This is a genomic window from Candidimonas sp. SYP-B2681 (assembly GCF_003971065.1).
GTDB lineage: Bacteria > Pseudomonadota > Gammaproteobacteria > Burkholderiales > Burkholderiaceae_B > Pollutimonas.
The window spans coordinates 127,780-143,741 of the sequence record NZ_RYDV01000003.1; the positions used below are offsets into that span (position 1 = coordinate 127,780).

General features: G+C 54.4%; 10 protein-coding genes. 3 read left to right on the plus strand and 7 right to left on the minus strand.

All coding sequences use genetic code 11. The features are described from left to right. Positions 1–209: 209 nt before the first annotated feature. Positions 210–2,588, plus strand: a complete 2,379-nt coding sequence (locus EKL30_RS07900; protein ID WP_126706683.1) for a Tex family protein — start codon at positions 210–212, stop codon at positions 2,586–2,588. A 6-nt stretch (positions 2,589–2,594) separates the two neighbouring features. Next, entirely contained in the window at positions 2,595–3,119 is a 525-nt protein-coding gene (locus EKL30_RS07905; RefSeq protein ID WP_126706684.1) for a hypothetical protein, read from the plus strand. Between the two features lie 99 nt (positions 3,120–3,218). Here EKL30_RS07905 and EKL30_RS07910 read toward each other — a convergent pair whose 3' ends face one another. The 5 genes from EKL30_RS07910 to EKL30_RS07930 all read right to left on the minus strand — a co-directional run bounded on the left by EKL30_RS07910 (position 3,219) and on the right by EKL30_RS07930 (position 11,510). Next, positions 3,219–4,562, minus strand: coding sequence for a tryptophan--tRNA ligase (locus tag EKL30_RS07910; RefSeq protein WP_126706685.1), 1,344 nt, complete (start codon positions 4,560–4,562; stop codon positions 3,219–3,221). Positions 4,563–4,621: 59 nt separating this feature from the next. After that, positions 4,622–5,713, minus strand: a complete 1,092-nt coding sequence (zapE, locus tag EKL30_RS07915) for a cell division protein ZapE (protein ID WP_126706686.1) — start codon at positions 5,711–5,713, stop codon at positions 4,622–4,624. A gap of 76 nt (positions 5,714–5,789) precedes the next feature. Further along, positions 5,790–7,217, minus strand: coding sequence for a dihydrolipoyl dehydrogenase (lpdA, locus tag EKL30_RS07920; RefSeq protein WP_126706687.1), 1,428 nt, complete (start codon positions 7,215–7,217; stop codon positions 5,790–5,792). A gap of 183 nt (positions 7,218–7,400) precedes the next feature. Beyond that, positions 7,401–8,609: a 2-oxoglutarate dehydrogenase complex dihydrolipoyllysine-residue succinyltransferase gene (odhB, locus tag EKL30_RS07925; protein WP_126706688.1), complete on the minus strand. Its 1,209-nt coding sequence runs from the start codon at positions 8,607–8,609 to the stop codon at positions 7,401–7,403. A gap of 30 nt (positions 8,610–8,639) precedes the next feature. Beyond that, positions 8,640–11,510, minus strand: coding sequence for a 2-oxoglutarate dehydrogenase E1 component (locus EKL30_RS07930; RefSeq protein WP_126706689.1), 2,871 nt, complete (start codon positions 11,508–11,510; stop codon positions 8,640–8,642). Between the two features lie 453 nt (positions 11,511–11,963). Between EKL30_RS07930 and EKL30_RS07935 the strand changes: the two genes are divergently transcribed. Beyond that, positions 11,964–14,261 (plus strand): NADP-dependent malic enzyme, encoded by a 2,298-nt coding sequence (locus tag EKL30_RS07935; protein ID WP_126706690.1) that lies wholly within the window; start codon positions 11,964–11,966, stop codon positions 14,259–14,261. 100 nt (positions 14,262–14,361) lie between these two features. On the opposite strand, the gene gltA is transcribed toward EKL30_RS07935, so the two are convergent. After that, positions 14,362–15,669 carry a citrate synthase gene (gene gltA / locus EKL30_RS07940; protein ID WP_126706691.1) on the minus strand — a complete coding sequence of 436 codons (1,308 nt, stop codon included), beginning with the start codon at positions 15,667–15,669 and terminating at the stop codon, positions 14,362–14,364. 18 nt (positions 15,670–15,687) lie between these two features. Beyond that, complete coding sequence (locus EKL30_RS07945; RefSeq protein ID WP_126706692.1) at positions 15,688–15,948, minus strand: succinate dehydrogenase assembly factor 2; 261 nt, start codon at positions 15,946–15,948, stop codon at positions 15,688–15,690. Between the last annotated feature and the right edge of the window lie 14 nt (positions 15,949–15,962).

The following is a 15,962-nucleotide window of genomic DNA, read 5'->3' on the forward strand; positions in this document are numbered from 1 at the left end:
GGATACGGGGTTGCCCGCCCGAAGGAGGGATAGAAAAAATAGTAAGGTCAGCAAGCGGGATGCTACAGCGCGATCAATTATGATAGATCTATTGGTGTAGAGTCTTACAATCGATTAAGAAGCTACACGGGATGATACTCGGGTAATTCCAGAGCGGCGTCTGCTTGTGGCAAAATTCGCCGCGTGATTTACGTTTTTATGATGGACCCATGACTGATACCTCTGTTCAAGCAAAAACCGTCTCCGCTATTCACGGAGCGGATCCCGCCCGCATTGTCGCCTTGCTGGCTAACGAGCTTAATGTACGTGCCACGCAGGTCGCTGCCACAGTAGATTTGCTGGACGGAGGCGCAACTGTTCCATTCATTGCTCGATATCGCAAAGAGGCCACAGGCGGCCTTGACGATACCGTATTGCGCAACCTCGAAGTGCGTTTGCTATACATTCGCGAACTGGAATCCAGGCGGACCGCCATTCTTGAATCGATTGAGCAACAGCGAAAGCTCAGCCCCGAGCTGCACCACGAAATCAATGCGGCCGATACCAAGCAACGGCTGGAAGACTTATACGCCCCTTATAAACCCAAACGGCGCACCCGTGCCCAGATTGCACGTGAAGCGGGCCTAGAGCCTCTCGCTGACGCCATTATCGCCGATTCGGCTTGCGACCCCGCTGTCCTGGCCGAGGCCTACCTGAATCCAGAGGCGGCCGTCCCTGACGTGAAGGCCGCTTTGGACGGAGCACGAGACATACTTGCAGAGCGGTATGCAGAAAACGCCGACTTGCTGGCGAATATGCGCGATCACCTTTGGAAGACCGCACTGCTTTATTCCAAAGTCGTTGAAGGTAAAGAAAACGAAGGTGACAATTTCCGCGACTGGTTCGACTTTAACGAACCCTTACGCTCACTTCCCTCTCATCGAATTCTGGCCTTATTGCGGGGCCGGCAACAAGGTTCTCTGGACATCCGCATAGGCCTGGAAACGGAATTGGAAGCTCAAGTGCCGCATCCTTGCGTGGTGCGCGTTGCGGATTTTCTAAAAATTGGCGCAGCTTTTTCAGCAGATGCCCCCCCTCGTTCGCGCTGGCTTGGAGAAGTCTGCCGCTGGACCTGGCGAGTCAAGTTATTGACTGCATTCGAATCCGAGCTTATCGGACGCCTGCGTGAAACCGCAGAACAAGAGGCTATCCGGGTTTTTGCAGCCAATTTGAAGGACTTGCTGTTGGCAGCACCGGCCGGCCCGAAGTCGGTACTGGGGCTCGATCCGGGCATACGCACCGGCGTCAAAGCTGCTGCGATTGACGCGACCGGCAAACTGCTGGACACGGCAACTATTTATCCGTTCGAACCACGCCGGGACCGCGATGGAAGCATCCGCAGCCTCGCCGCAATGGTCGTGAAGCATCAGATTGAACTCGTCGCCATTGGAAACGGTACGGCCTCGCGTGAAACAGAAAAGCTCGTCACCGACATGCTGGAAAAGCATCCTGGAATCAGCCTTACTAAAGTAATCGTCTCGGAAGCCGGCGCATCTGTGTATTCGGCTTCCGAACTTGCCGCACACGAATTCCCGGACCTGGATGTAAGTCTGAGAGGAGCGGTCTCCATTGCTCGCCGCCTTCAGGACCCGCTCGCCGAACTGGTCAAAATCGAGCCCAAGGCGATTGGTGTAGGCCAATATCAACACGACGTTAACCAACGCGAACTAGCCCGATCGCTAGACGCCGTAATCGAAGACTGCGTTAATGCCGTAGGGGTCGACGTAAATACCGCATCCGCGCCACTGCTGACCCGCGTGTCGGGGCTTAGCTCGTTGTTGGCCAAAAACATTGTAAGTTGGCGTGACGAAAACGGCGCCTTCCCTAACCGGAAATCCTTACTCAAGGTGCCGCGCTTCGGCGACAAGGCATTCGAGCAGGCCGCCGGATTCCTGCGCGTTCGAGACGGCGATAATCCCCTCGATGCCTCATCGGTTCACCCCGAGGCCTATCCAGTCGTCGAACGCATTCTGGCGAAAATCAAGGCAGATGCGCGCCAGATCATGGGACAGCAAGGAGCCCTTAAAGGAATTTCCCCATCAGAATTCACTGACGACCGTTTCGGCCTGCCCACAGTTAAGGACATTTTTTCCGAGCTTGAAAAGCCGGGACGCGATCCTCGTCCGGAATTCAAGACGGCGCAATTCAAAGAAGGCGTCAATACCATTAACGATTTGCATGCGGGAATGATTCTGGAAGGCGTAGTGACTAACGTGGCGAATTTCGGAGCTTTTGTAGACATTGGCGTACACCAGGATGGACTCGTGCATATTTCGGCCCTATCGGACACCTTCATTAAAGATCCGCGCGACGTCGTGCGCGTCGGCCAGACTGTCAAGGTGAAAGTTCAGGAGGTCGATGCAGCGCGCAAGCGTATCGGTCTAACCCTGCGCCTGAACGACGATGCGGCGCCTGTTCGTCGCTCGACGTCGGACCGGCGCCCTTCAGGTCCCGCCGTGTCACGTCACAATTCTTCAAAACGTCCCGCCGAATCTGCCACTTCAGCGCCAGGTGCAATGGCCGCCGCCTTTGCCAAACTACGAAAATAGGGCCGTATGACTACCGAACCTGAACCGTCCTATTCCTTGAAGCTTGCGACGCTTATCGGGCTGCTTTCCTGCGGCGACCTTGACGAGCACGAAACAAGCCGAATCGTGAACATCTGCCTTCAGGCACGAAGCGATCCTGCCAAAGCACTGAAAGACAATTATGGCCCGGATGCTGCCAAGGTCGCACAATACGACCCGAAGGGCGCGACCGCCTTCATCATTTTTGTCGAGCTAGAGGACTATTTCGCCGTTGCAGATACCGTTGACGAACTGTATGAACAAATCATCGATGCATTCGAGCATCCCGCACTGCCAGAGTATCCGTACGACAACAACAGTTTCGAGACCATTTCTGACTACTATGAATGGGTCGACCGGCAGTTGCAGATGCATCATGCCAAATATTGCTTGATCAGCTTTGGCGAGAGCTATACACATGACTTCCAGGTGATCCTGGTGCATCGAGAGAAAACCGCCGAAATTCTTTCCTTGTGCAAAGAACTGGACCTGCATGCCGAGCGCTGCCAATAGAATGGTCTCGCGCAAGACAAGCGAGTAGCCCGGCAGCAGGCGCCACCGCCACCCTGCCGGTAGTCGCGCCTAAGCAGTAGCGAGTCTGGTCAAAAAGGCTTAGGCCTGGCCCAGCTCCCCAATGGCGTCCTGTATGCATGCGAACCGGGAAGATGGAAAACGGGCTACCGTTGCGCCGGAAACACTGACGAGCACCATTCCGTTTTCCTCGGTAACCAGGCTGGTGAAAGGTGGATCCTGCAACGCTTTGGTAACCGCCCCGATTTCTTTGGGGTTATCAAAGGCTTCCGATAATAAAAGTTCGGCTCCCTCTGCGCTCAGGAGGCGGAAACGGAACTTGCCGGCCTCGTCTCGGAAGCTGACGAACCGGGCACGCTTGCCCGCCGCTTTAGGCTCAGCCGCGCCTGCATGTTTGCTTGCCGCTGAACTTACCACGGTTCGCAGACCGACCGCTTCTCGTAGGCGCGCTATAAATGGTTGTGAGAGGCTGCGCGCCTTGGCGGCACCTGCTTGCAGGATGTCTTCGATTCGGTCAGGCTGCGCAATAAGGCTCGAATACTGCTCGCGCATAGGCGCAAGATCTCGCTCGATTCGCTCCGAGAGCACGTCTTTGGCTTCGCCCCAAGCCAGTCCGGCTTCCAGCCGTTGACGAAATGCTGCGGATTCGGCGGGCGTAGCAAATGCGCGGTAAATGGTATACAGATGCGATCCTTCAGCGTCTTTGGCCTCACCGGGCTCTCGGGAATCGGTCACAATCCGCTTGACTGCCGAGCGTAGTGCCTTTGCCCCGCCTTCAAATAAAGGAATAGTGTTGTCGTAACTCTTGGACATTTTCCGACCGTCCAGGCCAGGCAATGTCGCGACGTCGTCATCGATCTGCACTTCCGGCAAGACAAAAAAATCCGTACCCTGGCCATATAAATGATTGAAGCGCTGTGCAATGTCGCGCGTCATTTCCAGATGCTGAATCTGGTCGCGGCCTACTGGCACTTTGTTGGCATTGAACATCAAGATGTCGGCTGCCATCAATATGGGATACGAAAATAAACCCATGTTGATACCGTCGTCGGGATCGACCTGCCTGGCGACGTTCTGATCGACGGATGCCTTATAGGCATGAGCGCGATTCATCAGTCCTTTGGCCGTCACACAGGTCAGCATCCAGCACAATTCTGGAATCTCGGGAATGTCAGACTGCCGATAGAAAGTCACCTTGTCGGGATCAAGGCCCGCAGCGAGCCAGGTGGCGGCTATTTCCAGACGCGAACGGGCAATCCGCTGTGGATCATCGCATTTGATCAGCGCATGATAATCGGCCATAAAATAAAACGCATCGACCCCAGGCAATTTGCTGGCCTGGATCGACGGCCTGATCGCCCCGGCGTAGTTACCTAAATGAGGAGTTCCTGAGGTGGTAATACCAGTTAATACGCGGGTATTCATAGATCGCCAAAATAAACGGGTTGCAAAATAGGCACTGCTCTTGCCGAGCGCATTGGCGCTTACAAAGTAACCGCCTCGCGCCGTTCGGACTCGAGGTATTCACGCGACTGCATCTCGGTGATGCGGGATACCGTACGGTGAAACTCGTTGGACATAGGGCCTTCAGTATAAAGCTCATCGGCTTCGCATTCAGCCGACATGATGAGCTTGACCTTATGGTCGTAGAACACATCGATCAGCCAGGTGAAACGGCGCGCCTCGGATGCGTCTCGAGCGCCCATGCGCGGGACGTCAGAAAGTATCACGGTGTGGAAGCGACTGGCCAGATCAAGATAGTCGTTCTGGGAACGCGGGCCGCCACATAGCGTCGCAAAATCGAACCATACAATATTGCCCGCCAGGGCAATCGCCTTTAGTTCCCGGTGTTCGACAAGCAATACAGGCTTGATGGGCGCCGTATCCGATAAGCGATCGAAATCCTCCTGCAGTTGCTTGGTGGTTTCCGCAGTAATGGGCGTAAGGTACATACGCACTTGTTCGAGGGCTCGCCGGCGATAATCCACACCGACATCCACGTTCAGTATGTCCATTCTTTCCTGAATCAGCTTGATCGCCGGAAGGATACGGTCACGGTGCAGTCCGTCAGGATACAAGGTAGAGGGTTCGTAATTTGATGTCATGACAAATGAAGTGCCATACTCGAACAACTTGAGCAAAAGCCGGTAAAGTATCATGGCGTCGGCAACGTCCGAGACATGGAATTCGTCGAAGCAAATCAGGCGATAGCGCTTGGAGATACGTCGAGCCACTTCGTCCAGAGGATCTTGCTGTCCGCGCACTTCGCCGAGCTCGCGGTGGACACCGCGCATGAATTCATGAAAATGCAGGCGTGTCTTGCGCCTGACGGGGACGGTCAGGTAAAAAGCATCCATCAGAAAGCTTTTTCCGCGGCCGACTCCGCCCCAAAGATAGACGCCGCGTGGGACATCAGGTCGTCTGAATATCTTCTTCAGCGACGAAGACCGAGCCTTCTTGAAGTCCATCCATTCATCAAAATACACTTGCAAGCGCTCGATAGCGGCCAATTGCGCTTCATCGCATTCATATCCGCGTTCCTGCAAGGCATGGTGGTAATACTTAAGGACATTCATAAACCGACTCGTATAACGATGAAGGGCGAGTCATTGCCCGCCCTTCATCAGGTCACGCTATGCGCAAAATAGACAATTAGAAATTAAGCGTGCGTTTGTCAACCGCCAGGGCGGCTTCTTTCATGGCCTCGGACAAGGTGGGATGTGCATGGCAGATCCGTGCGATGTCTTCAGCTGCACCACGGAACTCCATGATGGTCACTGCTTCGGAAATGAGCTCGGAAGCCATCGGTCCGATAATGTGCACCCCCAGAACTTCGTCGGTTTTCGCATCGGCTAGTATCTTCACGAAACCCGTTGTGTCGCCCAAAGCACGCGCCCGGCCATTCGCCATGAAGGGAAAGCTTCCCGCCTTATAGTCGCGGCCTTCAGTTTTAAGTTGCTGTTCGTTCTTGCCGACCCAGGCAATTTCCGGCGAGGTGTAGATGACGGAAGGGATGGTGCCGAAGTTCACATGGCTGTGCTGCCCCGAAATACGCTCGGCAACCGCCACCCCTTCTTCTTCAGCCTTGTGTGCAAGCATGGGGCCCCGTACTACGTCGCCTACGGCCCATACGTTGGGCAGGTTGGTCATGCAGTCGTCGTCGACCGCAATGAAACCACGTTCGTCGAGCTTCAGGCCAACCGTTTCGACGCCCAGTCCTTCGACGTGCGGAACCCGACCAATGGAAACAATAATCTTGTCAGCCACAAGCTTTTGCTCAGCTCCGGAAGCGTCTGTATAAGGTACGGTCACCGATTTGGCAGTTGACTTCACTTCGCCGATTTTTACGCCGGTATGAATGACCAGCCCTTGTTTAGCGAAGGCCTTCTGTGCCTCTTTGGCGACTTGCTGATCCGCTACAGCCAGGAATTCTGGCATAGCTTCCAGGATGGTAACTTCTGCGCCCAAACGGCGCCATACGCTGCCCAGTTCAAGGCCAATAACGCCTGCGCCGATGACGGCAAGCTTCTTCGGCACAGCGGGGATGCGAAGCGCACCATCATTAGAGAGAACCTGCGTTTCATCGAAGGGCAATCCGGGCAGTGCGCGTGGCGACGACCCAGTAGCGATGATCACGTGTTTGGCAACGAGGTCTTCGTCGGATGTGCCGGATACTTTGATGGACCAGCCGCCGTCTACATAAGCTGCGAAAGAGCCAGTGCCGTGGAAGAAAGTGACTTTGTTCTTCTTGAACAGATAAAGAATGCCATCGTTGTTTTGTTTAACGACGGTATCCTTGCGGCCGACCAAGGTATCAAGCTTGAGCTCGATGCCTTTGATCTGGATGCCGTGCTCGGCAAAGTGATGGTTGGCCTGGTCGTAGTGTTCCGAGGATTGCAACAACGCCTTGGAAGGAATGCACCCTACATTCGTGCAGGTGCCGCCGGGCGCTGGCTTGCCCTGGTCATTGCTCCAGGCATCAATACATGCCACGTTCATGCCAAGCTGTGCAGCGCGGATTGCTGCAATGTATCCACCGGGACCTGCCCCGATGACGACAACGTCAAATTGTTTAGCCATGTTTTTCTCGATCTAGATAGTGTTGGTGCAAGCCCGGCAAACGAGCTCGCGACTCAGGGGAAGCGACGGCGCGGTGCAGGCCCGCTTCCACGACGAAAGGAGACACTCAAAAAAAACCCCGGCTAGCGTGTCCCGTTGAAAGATACGCTTGCCGGGAGTTTTTCTACGCCGTCACCTGCATGCTTAGACGTCCAGCAGCAGGCGTTGTGGATCTTCGAGCGCTTCTTTGATAGCCACCAAGGCCAATACTGCTTCACGGCCATCGATAATGCGATGGTCGTAAGACATCGCCAGATAATTCATGGGACGAATCACGATCTGGCCGTTTTCGACGACTGCGCGATCTTTGGTGGCATGAATACCCAGGATAGCCGACTGAGGAGGATTGATGATAGGCGTGGACAACATCGAGCCGAACACACCACCATTCGAAATCGAGAACGTGCCGCCGGTGAGTTCTTCAAGCGTCAGCTTGCCATCGCGTGCACGGTTGCCGAAATCGGCGATTTGTTTCTCGATGTCGGCAATCGACATTTGGTCGGCATTACGCAAGATAGGAACAACGAGACCGCGCGGGCTGCCCACCGCAATACCGATATCGAAGTAACCATGGTAAATGACGTCCTTGCCATCTACTGAAGCATTGACCACCGGGTACTTCTTCAGGGCTGCAACAGCTGCCTTGACAAAGAACGATGTGAATCCAAGCTTCACGCCGTGCTCTTTCTCGAACTGGTCTTTGTATTTTTTGCGCAGATCGAGAATGCCCTGCATATTCACTTCATTGAACGTCGTAAGAATGGCATTGTCGGCTTGCGACTGCAGAAGACGTTCAGCAACGCGGGCACGCAAACGGCTCATGGGTACGCGCTGTTCAGGACGGCCATCGAGCGACAAGGTGGCAGGAGCGACTGGAGCAGCCGCCTTCTTGGCAGGAGCGATATTTGCGGCCAGCGCATCACCTTTGGTGATACGGCCAGCACGTCCGGAGCCTTCGACGGAAGCAGGATCAACGCCTTTTTCGGCCAGTATCTTGCCTGCGGCAGGAGACGTAACCGCCGAACCGACCGTTGCAGCAGGAGCGGCTGCGACCGATGTAGCGGCCGGCGCAGCTGCAGCGGCAGCAGGCGCCGCCGCTGCAGCTGCCTTGCCTTCGCTATCGATACGCGCGAGAACTTCACCAGCGACTACTGTACTGCCATCGCCTTTGACTATTTCCTTCAGTACGCCGGACGACGGCGCAGGAACTTCCAGGACCACTTTGTCTGTTTCCACTTCGATCAGAATCTCGTCGGCCTCGACCGCTTCACCGGGCTGCTTCTTCCAGGTAAGGAGAGTAGCTTCGGAAATCGATTCTGAAAGCTGTGGAACGAGAACATCAGTAATAGCCATAGTATGTATTCCGTTTTTGAAAAGTATTCGTTATTTGGTCAGCATGAAGCTTTTGAATTTCGGCGCCAGAGCCTGCTCGAGCAGAGCTCGTTGCTGCTCTTGGTGCTTGGCCAGATAGCCAACCGCCGGAGAAGCAGAAGCAGCACGTCCGGCGTAGCCCAGGCGCTGACCGTCGGCCATGTTCTCGTACAGATGATGCTGAATATAGAACCAGGGGCCTTGATTCTGCGGTTCGTCTTGAACCCAGACAATTTCCTTGGCATTCGTATATTTTTGCAATTCCGATTGGAACGACTTATGCGCGAATGGATACAGCTGCTCAACGCGCAGGATGGCGACATCGGACCGGCCCGCGTCTTTGCGAGCATGCACAATATCGTAATACACCTTGCCCGAGCAGACCAGAACCCGGGTGACTGCAGCGGGATCGATGCTTTGGTCTTGCTCGCCGATAACGGGTAGGAATTGACTATTGGCAAGGTCTGACAGCGGCGACGTTGCGTCTTTGTTGCGCAGCAGTGATTTAGGCGTAAGAATAATCAGAGGCTTGCGGAACGGACGAATCATCTGGCGACGCAACACATGGAAGATTTGCGCGCCATTGGTAGGCTGGACAACCTGAATATTGTTGTCGGCGCAAAGCTGCAGGAAGCGTTCGATTCGGGCGGAAGAGTGCTCAGGGCCCTGACCTTCGTAACCGTGGGGAAGCATCATTGTCAGGCCGCATTGACGGCCCCACTTGGCTTCGCCGGAGGTAATGAACTGGTCGATGACGACCTGCGCACCGTTTACGAAGTCGCCAAACTGCGCTTCCCAGATCGTGAGGGTGTTAGGTTCTGCCGAAGCATAGCCATATTCAAATGCCAGCACCGCTTCTTCAGATAAGACTGAGTCGATGACGGTAAAGGGCGCTTGGTTTTCCGACACATTCTGCAGGGGAATATACGTACCGTCGTTCCAACGTTCGCGTTTCTGGTCATGAAGAACGGCGTGACGGTGGGTAAACGTGCCGCGCCCGGAATCCTGGCCGGTAATACGAATGGCATAGCCGCTGGCGACCAGGGTAGCAAAGGCAAGATGCTCGCCCATGCCCCAATCGACATTCTGCTCGCCCCTTGCCATATTACGGCGGTCATTCAACAGTTTGTTGACCAGCGAATGGACGGTGAAGCTTTCGGGAACCGTAGTGAGCTTTTCGCCGATGCGGGTAAGGTCGGCGATTGGAACGCCAGTGTCGGCCTGATCGGTCCATTTGGCCCCCAGGAACGACGACCAGTCAGTTGCGTATTTGTTCTTGTAATCGGTCAGTACCGGCTCAACGGTGCGTTGACCGTCTTCCATGAGCTGACGGTAGTCTTTTACCAATTGGTCGCATTCAGCTTCCGTAAGGACGCCCTGAGTTACCAGCTTGTCGGCGTAAACTTTACGTGTGCCGGGGTGCTTGCCGATGCTTTTGTACATAAGCGGCTGGGTAAGCGAAGGGGTGTCTTGTTCGTTGTGCCCGAGTTTGCGAAAGCAGACGATATCGACCACAACGTCGTGATGGAACTGCATGCGATAGTCGAGTGCAAGCTGCGTAACGTAGACGACAGCTTCCGGATCGTCGCCGTTAACGTGAAAAACAGGTGCTTCGATCATTTTGACGACGTCGGTGCAATACAACGTGGAGCGTGTATCGCGCGGATCGGAAGTCGTAAAGCCGATCTGATTGTTGATAACGATGTGCAGCGTACCGCCTGTACCATAGCCACGCGTTTGCGCAAGGTTCAGGGTTTCCATGACGACGCCCTGGCCTGCAAAGGCGGCGTCGCCGTGAACCAGCACCGGTAACACTTGGGCACCAACGCTATCGCCGCGGCGGTCCTGGCGAGCGCGCACACTGCCTTCAACCACCGGGTTGACGATTTCGAGGTGCGACGGATTGAATGCCAAGGACAAATGCACAGGACCGCCACGAGTGGACAAGTCGCTTGAAAAGCCATTGTGGTATTTAACGTCCCCGTCGGTCAGGCCTTCAGCGTGCTTACCTTCGAATTCAGCGAACAAATCGCCCGGCATCTTACCCATGATGTTTACGAGCATGTTCAGGCGGCCGCGGTGAGCCATGCCCACTACGATTTCCTGGACCCCGTTGTCGCCGGCATGGCCGACGACTTCATCCATGGATGCAATAAAACTTTCGCCGCCTTCAAGCGAGAAGCGCTTTTGGCCCACATACTTGGTATGCAGGAAGCGCTCTAGGCCTTCGGCCTCGGTAACTTGCTGAAGAATGTGACGTTTGCGATCGGTGGAAAATGAAGGCACACCGAGCGTGGATTCCAGGCGTTCCTGAATCCAACGCTTGGCCGTCGGGTCGGAAATGTGCATGAATTCGGCACCGACGCTGCGGCAATACGTATCGCGCAAGGCCTTGAGCATGTCGCGCATGGTCATGGTGTCGGCTTTGGTGAAATACGTATTGGTAGCCGAATAGACCTGATCGAGATCGGCTTCGGTCAAGCCATAGAAGCTGGGATCGAGCTCGGGGATGACCGGGCGATCCTGGCGCTTCAAGGGATCGAGTTCGGCGAAGCGCGACCCTAGCGACCGATATGCGGCAATAATCGACTGAACATAGACTTGCTTGCCAGCGACAGTAAGGTCGGGCTGCTGTGCGCGGGCTACAAATTCGTTTGATTTTGCCCGCTGTGCGAAGGATTCTATGATGGGGGCGTGAGCCTGGTCGCGAGTTACTTCGCGGCCGTCTGTGGCAGGCAGATGCTGCAGCTGATCGAAATAATCGCGCCACTGATCTGAAACGGACCCTGGATTGTCGAGATAGGATTCATATAAATCCTCGACATAAGGGGCGTTGCTACCAAACAGGTAAGAATTGGTTAAAAGTTCTATTTCCGATGACATATATGCGCTTCACCTATCCGAGTGTCTCACTCGTTATGATGCAGGGAACAACCTTCCGCGACACGGCCAGACCGGTTAGCGGATAGCGGGGCAGAAGGCAACGTACGACGCCTTGATAAGCCGTATTGTTACTAGTATACCCGTGAAGCAAGGGGGGGCAAACTCAAGCTGGACAAATGCAGGCCAAAAGCCGGAAAGCGTTGGCATTAACAAACAATTTACACTTAGCTAATTCTTATACGACGTCTGAGCGGCTCTTATGACAAAATTTTCTCGCAGCTTTTTCTTTCTTGCGTTATGAAGATAGGGTGCATGAGGGATTTCGAGTCGTACTACACTAGCGCTTCGAGATTGCCCAAGCAAAAAAAACGGCGTTCGTCTATACAATAAGTAGACATCACAACCACAGAATTAACGTAATTTTATTCTTTCAGCTATTCAGGAGTTTCCTTAATGGATTCCAACAACGATCTCGCCAAGCTTGCCCTGGACTACCATGCTTATCCGGTTCCAGGAAAGATTTCCGTTATGCCCACGAAGCCCCTGGCCAACCAGGACGACCTGTCGCTTGCCTATTCGCCCGGTGTGGCATTCGCTTGCATGAGCATCCATGCCGAAGGTGAAGACGCCGCAGCGAAATACACGTCTCGTTCCAACCTGGTCGGAGTCATCACTAACGGTACGGCCGTACTTGGGTTAGGCAATATCGGCCCCCTGGCCGCCAAGCCCGTGATGGAAGGCAAAGGTTGCTTGTTCAAGAAATTTGCCGGAATCGACGTATTCGATATTGAACTTGATGAAACGGACCCCGATAAGCTGGTAGACATTATCGCAGCGCTTGAGCCCACCCTCGGAGGCGTCAATCTCGAGGATATCAAAGCGCCTGAGTGCTTTTATATCGAACGTAAACTGCGCGAACGCATGAAGATCCCCGTGTTTCACGATGATCAGCACGGTACCGCGATCATTTCTTCGGCAGCAATCATCAACGGCCTGAAGGTGGTTAACAAAAAAATCGAGGACGTTAAGCTGGTGTGCTCGGGTGCAGGCGCAGCCGCAATTGCCTGTCTGAATCTACTCGTTAACCTGGGCGTACGCTTATCCAATATTTATGTGGTGGATTCGCGTGGCGTGATCTGGAAGGGCCGCGAAGAGAACATGGAGCCCAATAAAGCGCGCTACGCTCAAGAGACCGATGCGCGAACATTGGCAGACGCCTGTGTCGACGCCGACGTTTTCCTGGGTTGTTCGGCTCCGGGTGTATTGACGCCTGACATGATGAAAACCATGGGTCCGCAGCCGCTTATCCTGGCGCTGGCGAACCCCGAGCCGGAAATCCGCCCTGAGGTAGCGAAGGCCGCCCGCCCCGACTGCATCGTTGCCACCGGACGTTCCGACTATCCTAACCAGGTCAATAACGTTTTGTGCTTTCCCTTCATTTTCCGCGGCGCGATGGATGTCGGCGCTACGGTCATCAATGAAGAAATGAAACTGGCCTGCGTCAAGGCAATAGCGGAACTGGCTGAGGCTGAACAAAACGATGAAGTGGCCATGGCTTATGCGGGCCAAGAACTCACTTTCGGCCCCAATTACATTATCCCGAAACCGTTCGACCCCCGCTTGATCGTCAAAATCGCGCCAGCGGTGGCCCAGGCGGCGATGGACTCGGGCGTGGCAAGGCGCCCGATCGAGGACATTGAAGCCTACCGGCAAAAGCTGATGAGCCTGGTGTATCACACTGGCCAGTTGATGCGCCCTCTTTTCATGCAGGCAAAGAGCGCCCCGAAGCGGGTCATTTATGCCGATGGCGAAGACGAACGCGTACTGCGTGCCGTGCAAACCGTGGTCGACGAAAAGCTGGCGTATCCCATACTTGTCGGCCGCCCTTCTGTCATCGAAATGCGCATCAATAAATTCGGTCTGCGCCTTACTGTCGACCAGGATTTCGAGATCGTTAATCCCGAAGAAGACCACCGTTTCAATGAAACCTGGAACGCTTATTACAAGCTGAAGGGCCGCGACGGCGTCACTCCCGATATTGCCAAGGCAATGGTTCGCAAACATAACTCGCTAATTGCTGCACTATTGCTTCAGCGCGGCGATGCGGACGCCATGCTGTGCGGTGTTGCAAGCCGTTTTGATAACCAGCTAAAGTACGTGCAAGAAGTGATAGGCATGAAACCGGGCGTTGAAACTTATGCCGCCATGAACGTCCTGATGCTTCCGACCCAGACCCTGTTTATCTGCGATACCCACGTAAACGAGAATCCGACCGCCGAGCAAATCGCCGACATGACCATCCAGGCTGCCGAGGAAATCCTGCGTTTTGGCGTGATTCCGAAGGTGGCTTTGTTGTCGCACTCCAATTTCGGTAGCCGCCCTTCCGAATCGGCACGCAAAATGGCCGAAGCGCGCCGACTTATTTCCGAACGCGCGCCTGCGTTGGAAGTCGACGGCGAAATGCATGCCGACTCTGCCTTATCGGAAACGATACGCCTTAAGGCATTTCCCGACTCCACACTGCGGGGGCCCGCCAACTTGTTGATAACCCCCAACCTGGACACGGGGAACATTACCTACAACATGCTGAAAATGACGGGCAGCAATGGCGTGACCATGGGCCCTGTTCTGCTGGGCGCGGCACGTCCGGTACACATTTTGACCACCAGCTCGACGGTGCGTCGCATTGTGAACATGACCGCCTTGGCTGTTGTCGACGCCCAGCAAGAAGCAGGACAGGTACAGCTATAACGTAAGCAGCTTTAAAAGAACATACGGGCAGTAAAAAGGGGCATCCAGATATCTGGATGCCCCATTTTTTTTACTCGACTACTTTCTTGTACCCGTCAGGCTAGACCCGATCTGCCGGTAGGTCACGCGTGACCGAACCCGTGTACAACTGGCGTGGGCGGCCGATTTTGTAGTCAGGATCGGAAAGCATTTCATTCCATTGAGCGATCCAACCGACGGTACGAGCCAATGCAAAAATGGCGGTAAACAAGGAAGTGGGAATGCCGATGGCGCGCTGCACGATGCCGGAGTAGAAGTCGACATTCGGGTAAAGCTTGCGCTCTACGAAATACGGATCTTCAAGAGCGATGCGCTCCAGTTCCATTGCAAGCTTGAACAAGGGGTCGTTTTCCAGACCCAAAGCTGAAAGAACTTCTTTGCAGGTTTCTTGCATGAGCTTGGCGCGCGGGTCGTAGTTCTTGTAGACGCGGTGACCAAAACCCATCAGGCGCACGCCCGAATTCTTGTCCTTGACCTTCTCCATGAACTCGCCGACTTTCTCGATGCCGCCGTTGGCCTGGAGTTCTTCGAGCATTTGCAGGCAAGCTTCGTTGGCACCGCCATGAGCAGGCCCCCACAAGCACGCAACACCGGCGGCAATCGCAGCAAAAGGGTTAGTTCCCGACGATCCGCAGAGACGCACCGTAGAGGTCGACGCATTTTGTTCGTGATCTGCATGCAAGATGAAGATGCGATCAAGGGCGCGTTCAACCACTTCGTTGACCTTGTACTCTTCGCAAGGCGTGGCAAACATCATGCGCAGGAAGTTGCCCGTGTAGGACAAGTCGTTCTGCGGATAAATATACGGCTGGCCCTGCGAATACTTGTACGCCATGGCAACCAGGGTTGGCATTTTTGCGATCAGGCGAATTGCCGACACATGGCGGTGGTACGGGTTAGTGATGTCAGTGGAATCGTGATAAAACGCCGACAATGCGCCGACCAGGCCGGTCAGTACCGCCATGGGATGTGCATCACGACGGAACCCGCGTAAAAAGAAGTGCAACTGCTCGTTGACCATCGTGTGATGCGTAACGAGCGAATCGAATTCGGATTTTTCCGTACCGGTAGGCAGATCGCCATTCAGAATCAGGTAGCAGATATCCATGAAATCGCACTTTTGTGCGAGCTGGTCTATAGGATAGCCGCGATACAACAATTCGCCTTTATCGCCATCGATGTAAGTAATAGCGGATTCGCACGAAGCAGTGGCCATGAAGCCCGGATCATAGGTAAACATACCTGTCTGACCGTACAGCTTGCGAATATCGATTACTTCAGGACCGACGGTTCCCTCATAGACCGGGAATTCGATCGGTGCACTGCCATCGGAAAATGACAGTGTGGCTTTCTTATCTGACAATTGCATCACATTTTTCCTTAAAATTTAGAGCTTCTGCATTTGCGTGACCAGACGACGAATATCGGACGTGTCATATACGCCACCCAATTCTTCGCGACCAAGCAATACATCAAGCAATTCGTTGTCGTCCATCTCGAACAGTAAGGTCAAGGCGGTTACATCGATATCGGTTAGTTCAGCTTCATATTGATCTAAAAATTTCGTAATGATCAGATCATTTTCCAGCAAACCCCGACGCGCCCGCCACCGAAGGCGGGCGCGCTCTAGTTCTGACAACGTTCTCATCGGTTATCCAAACC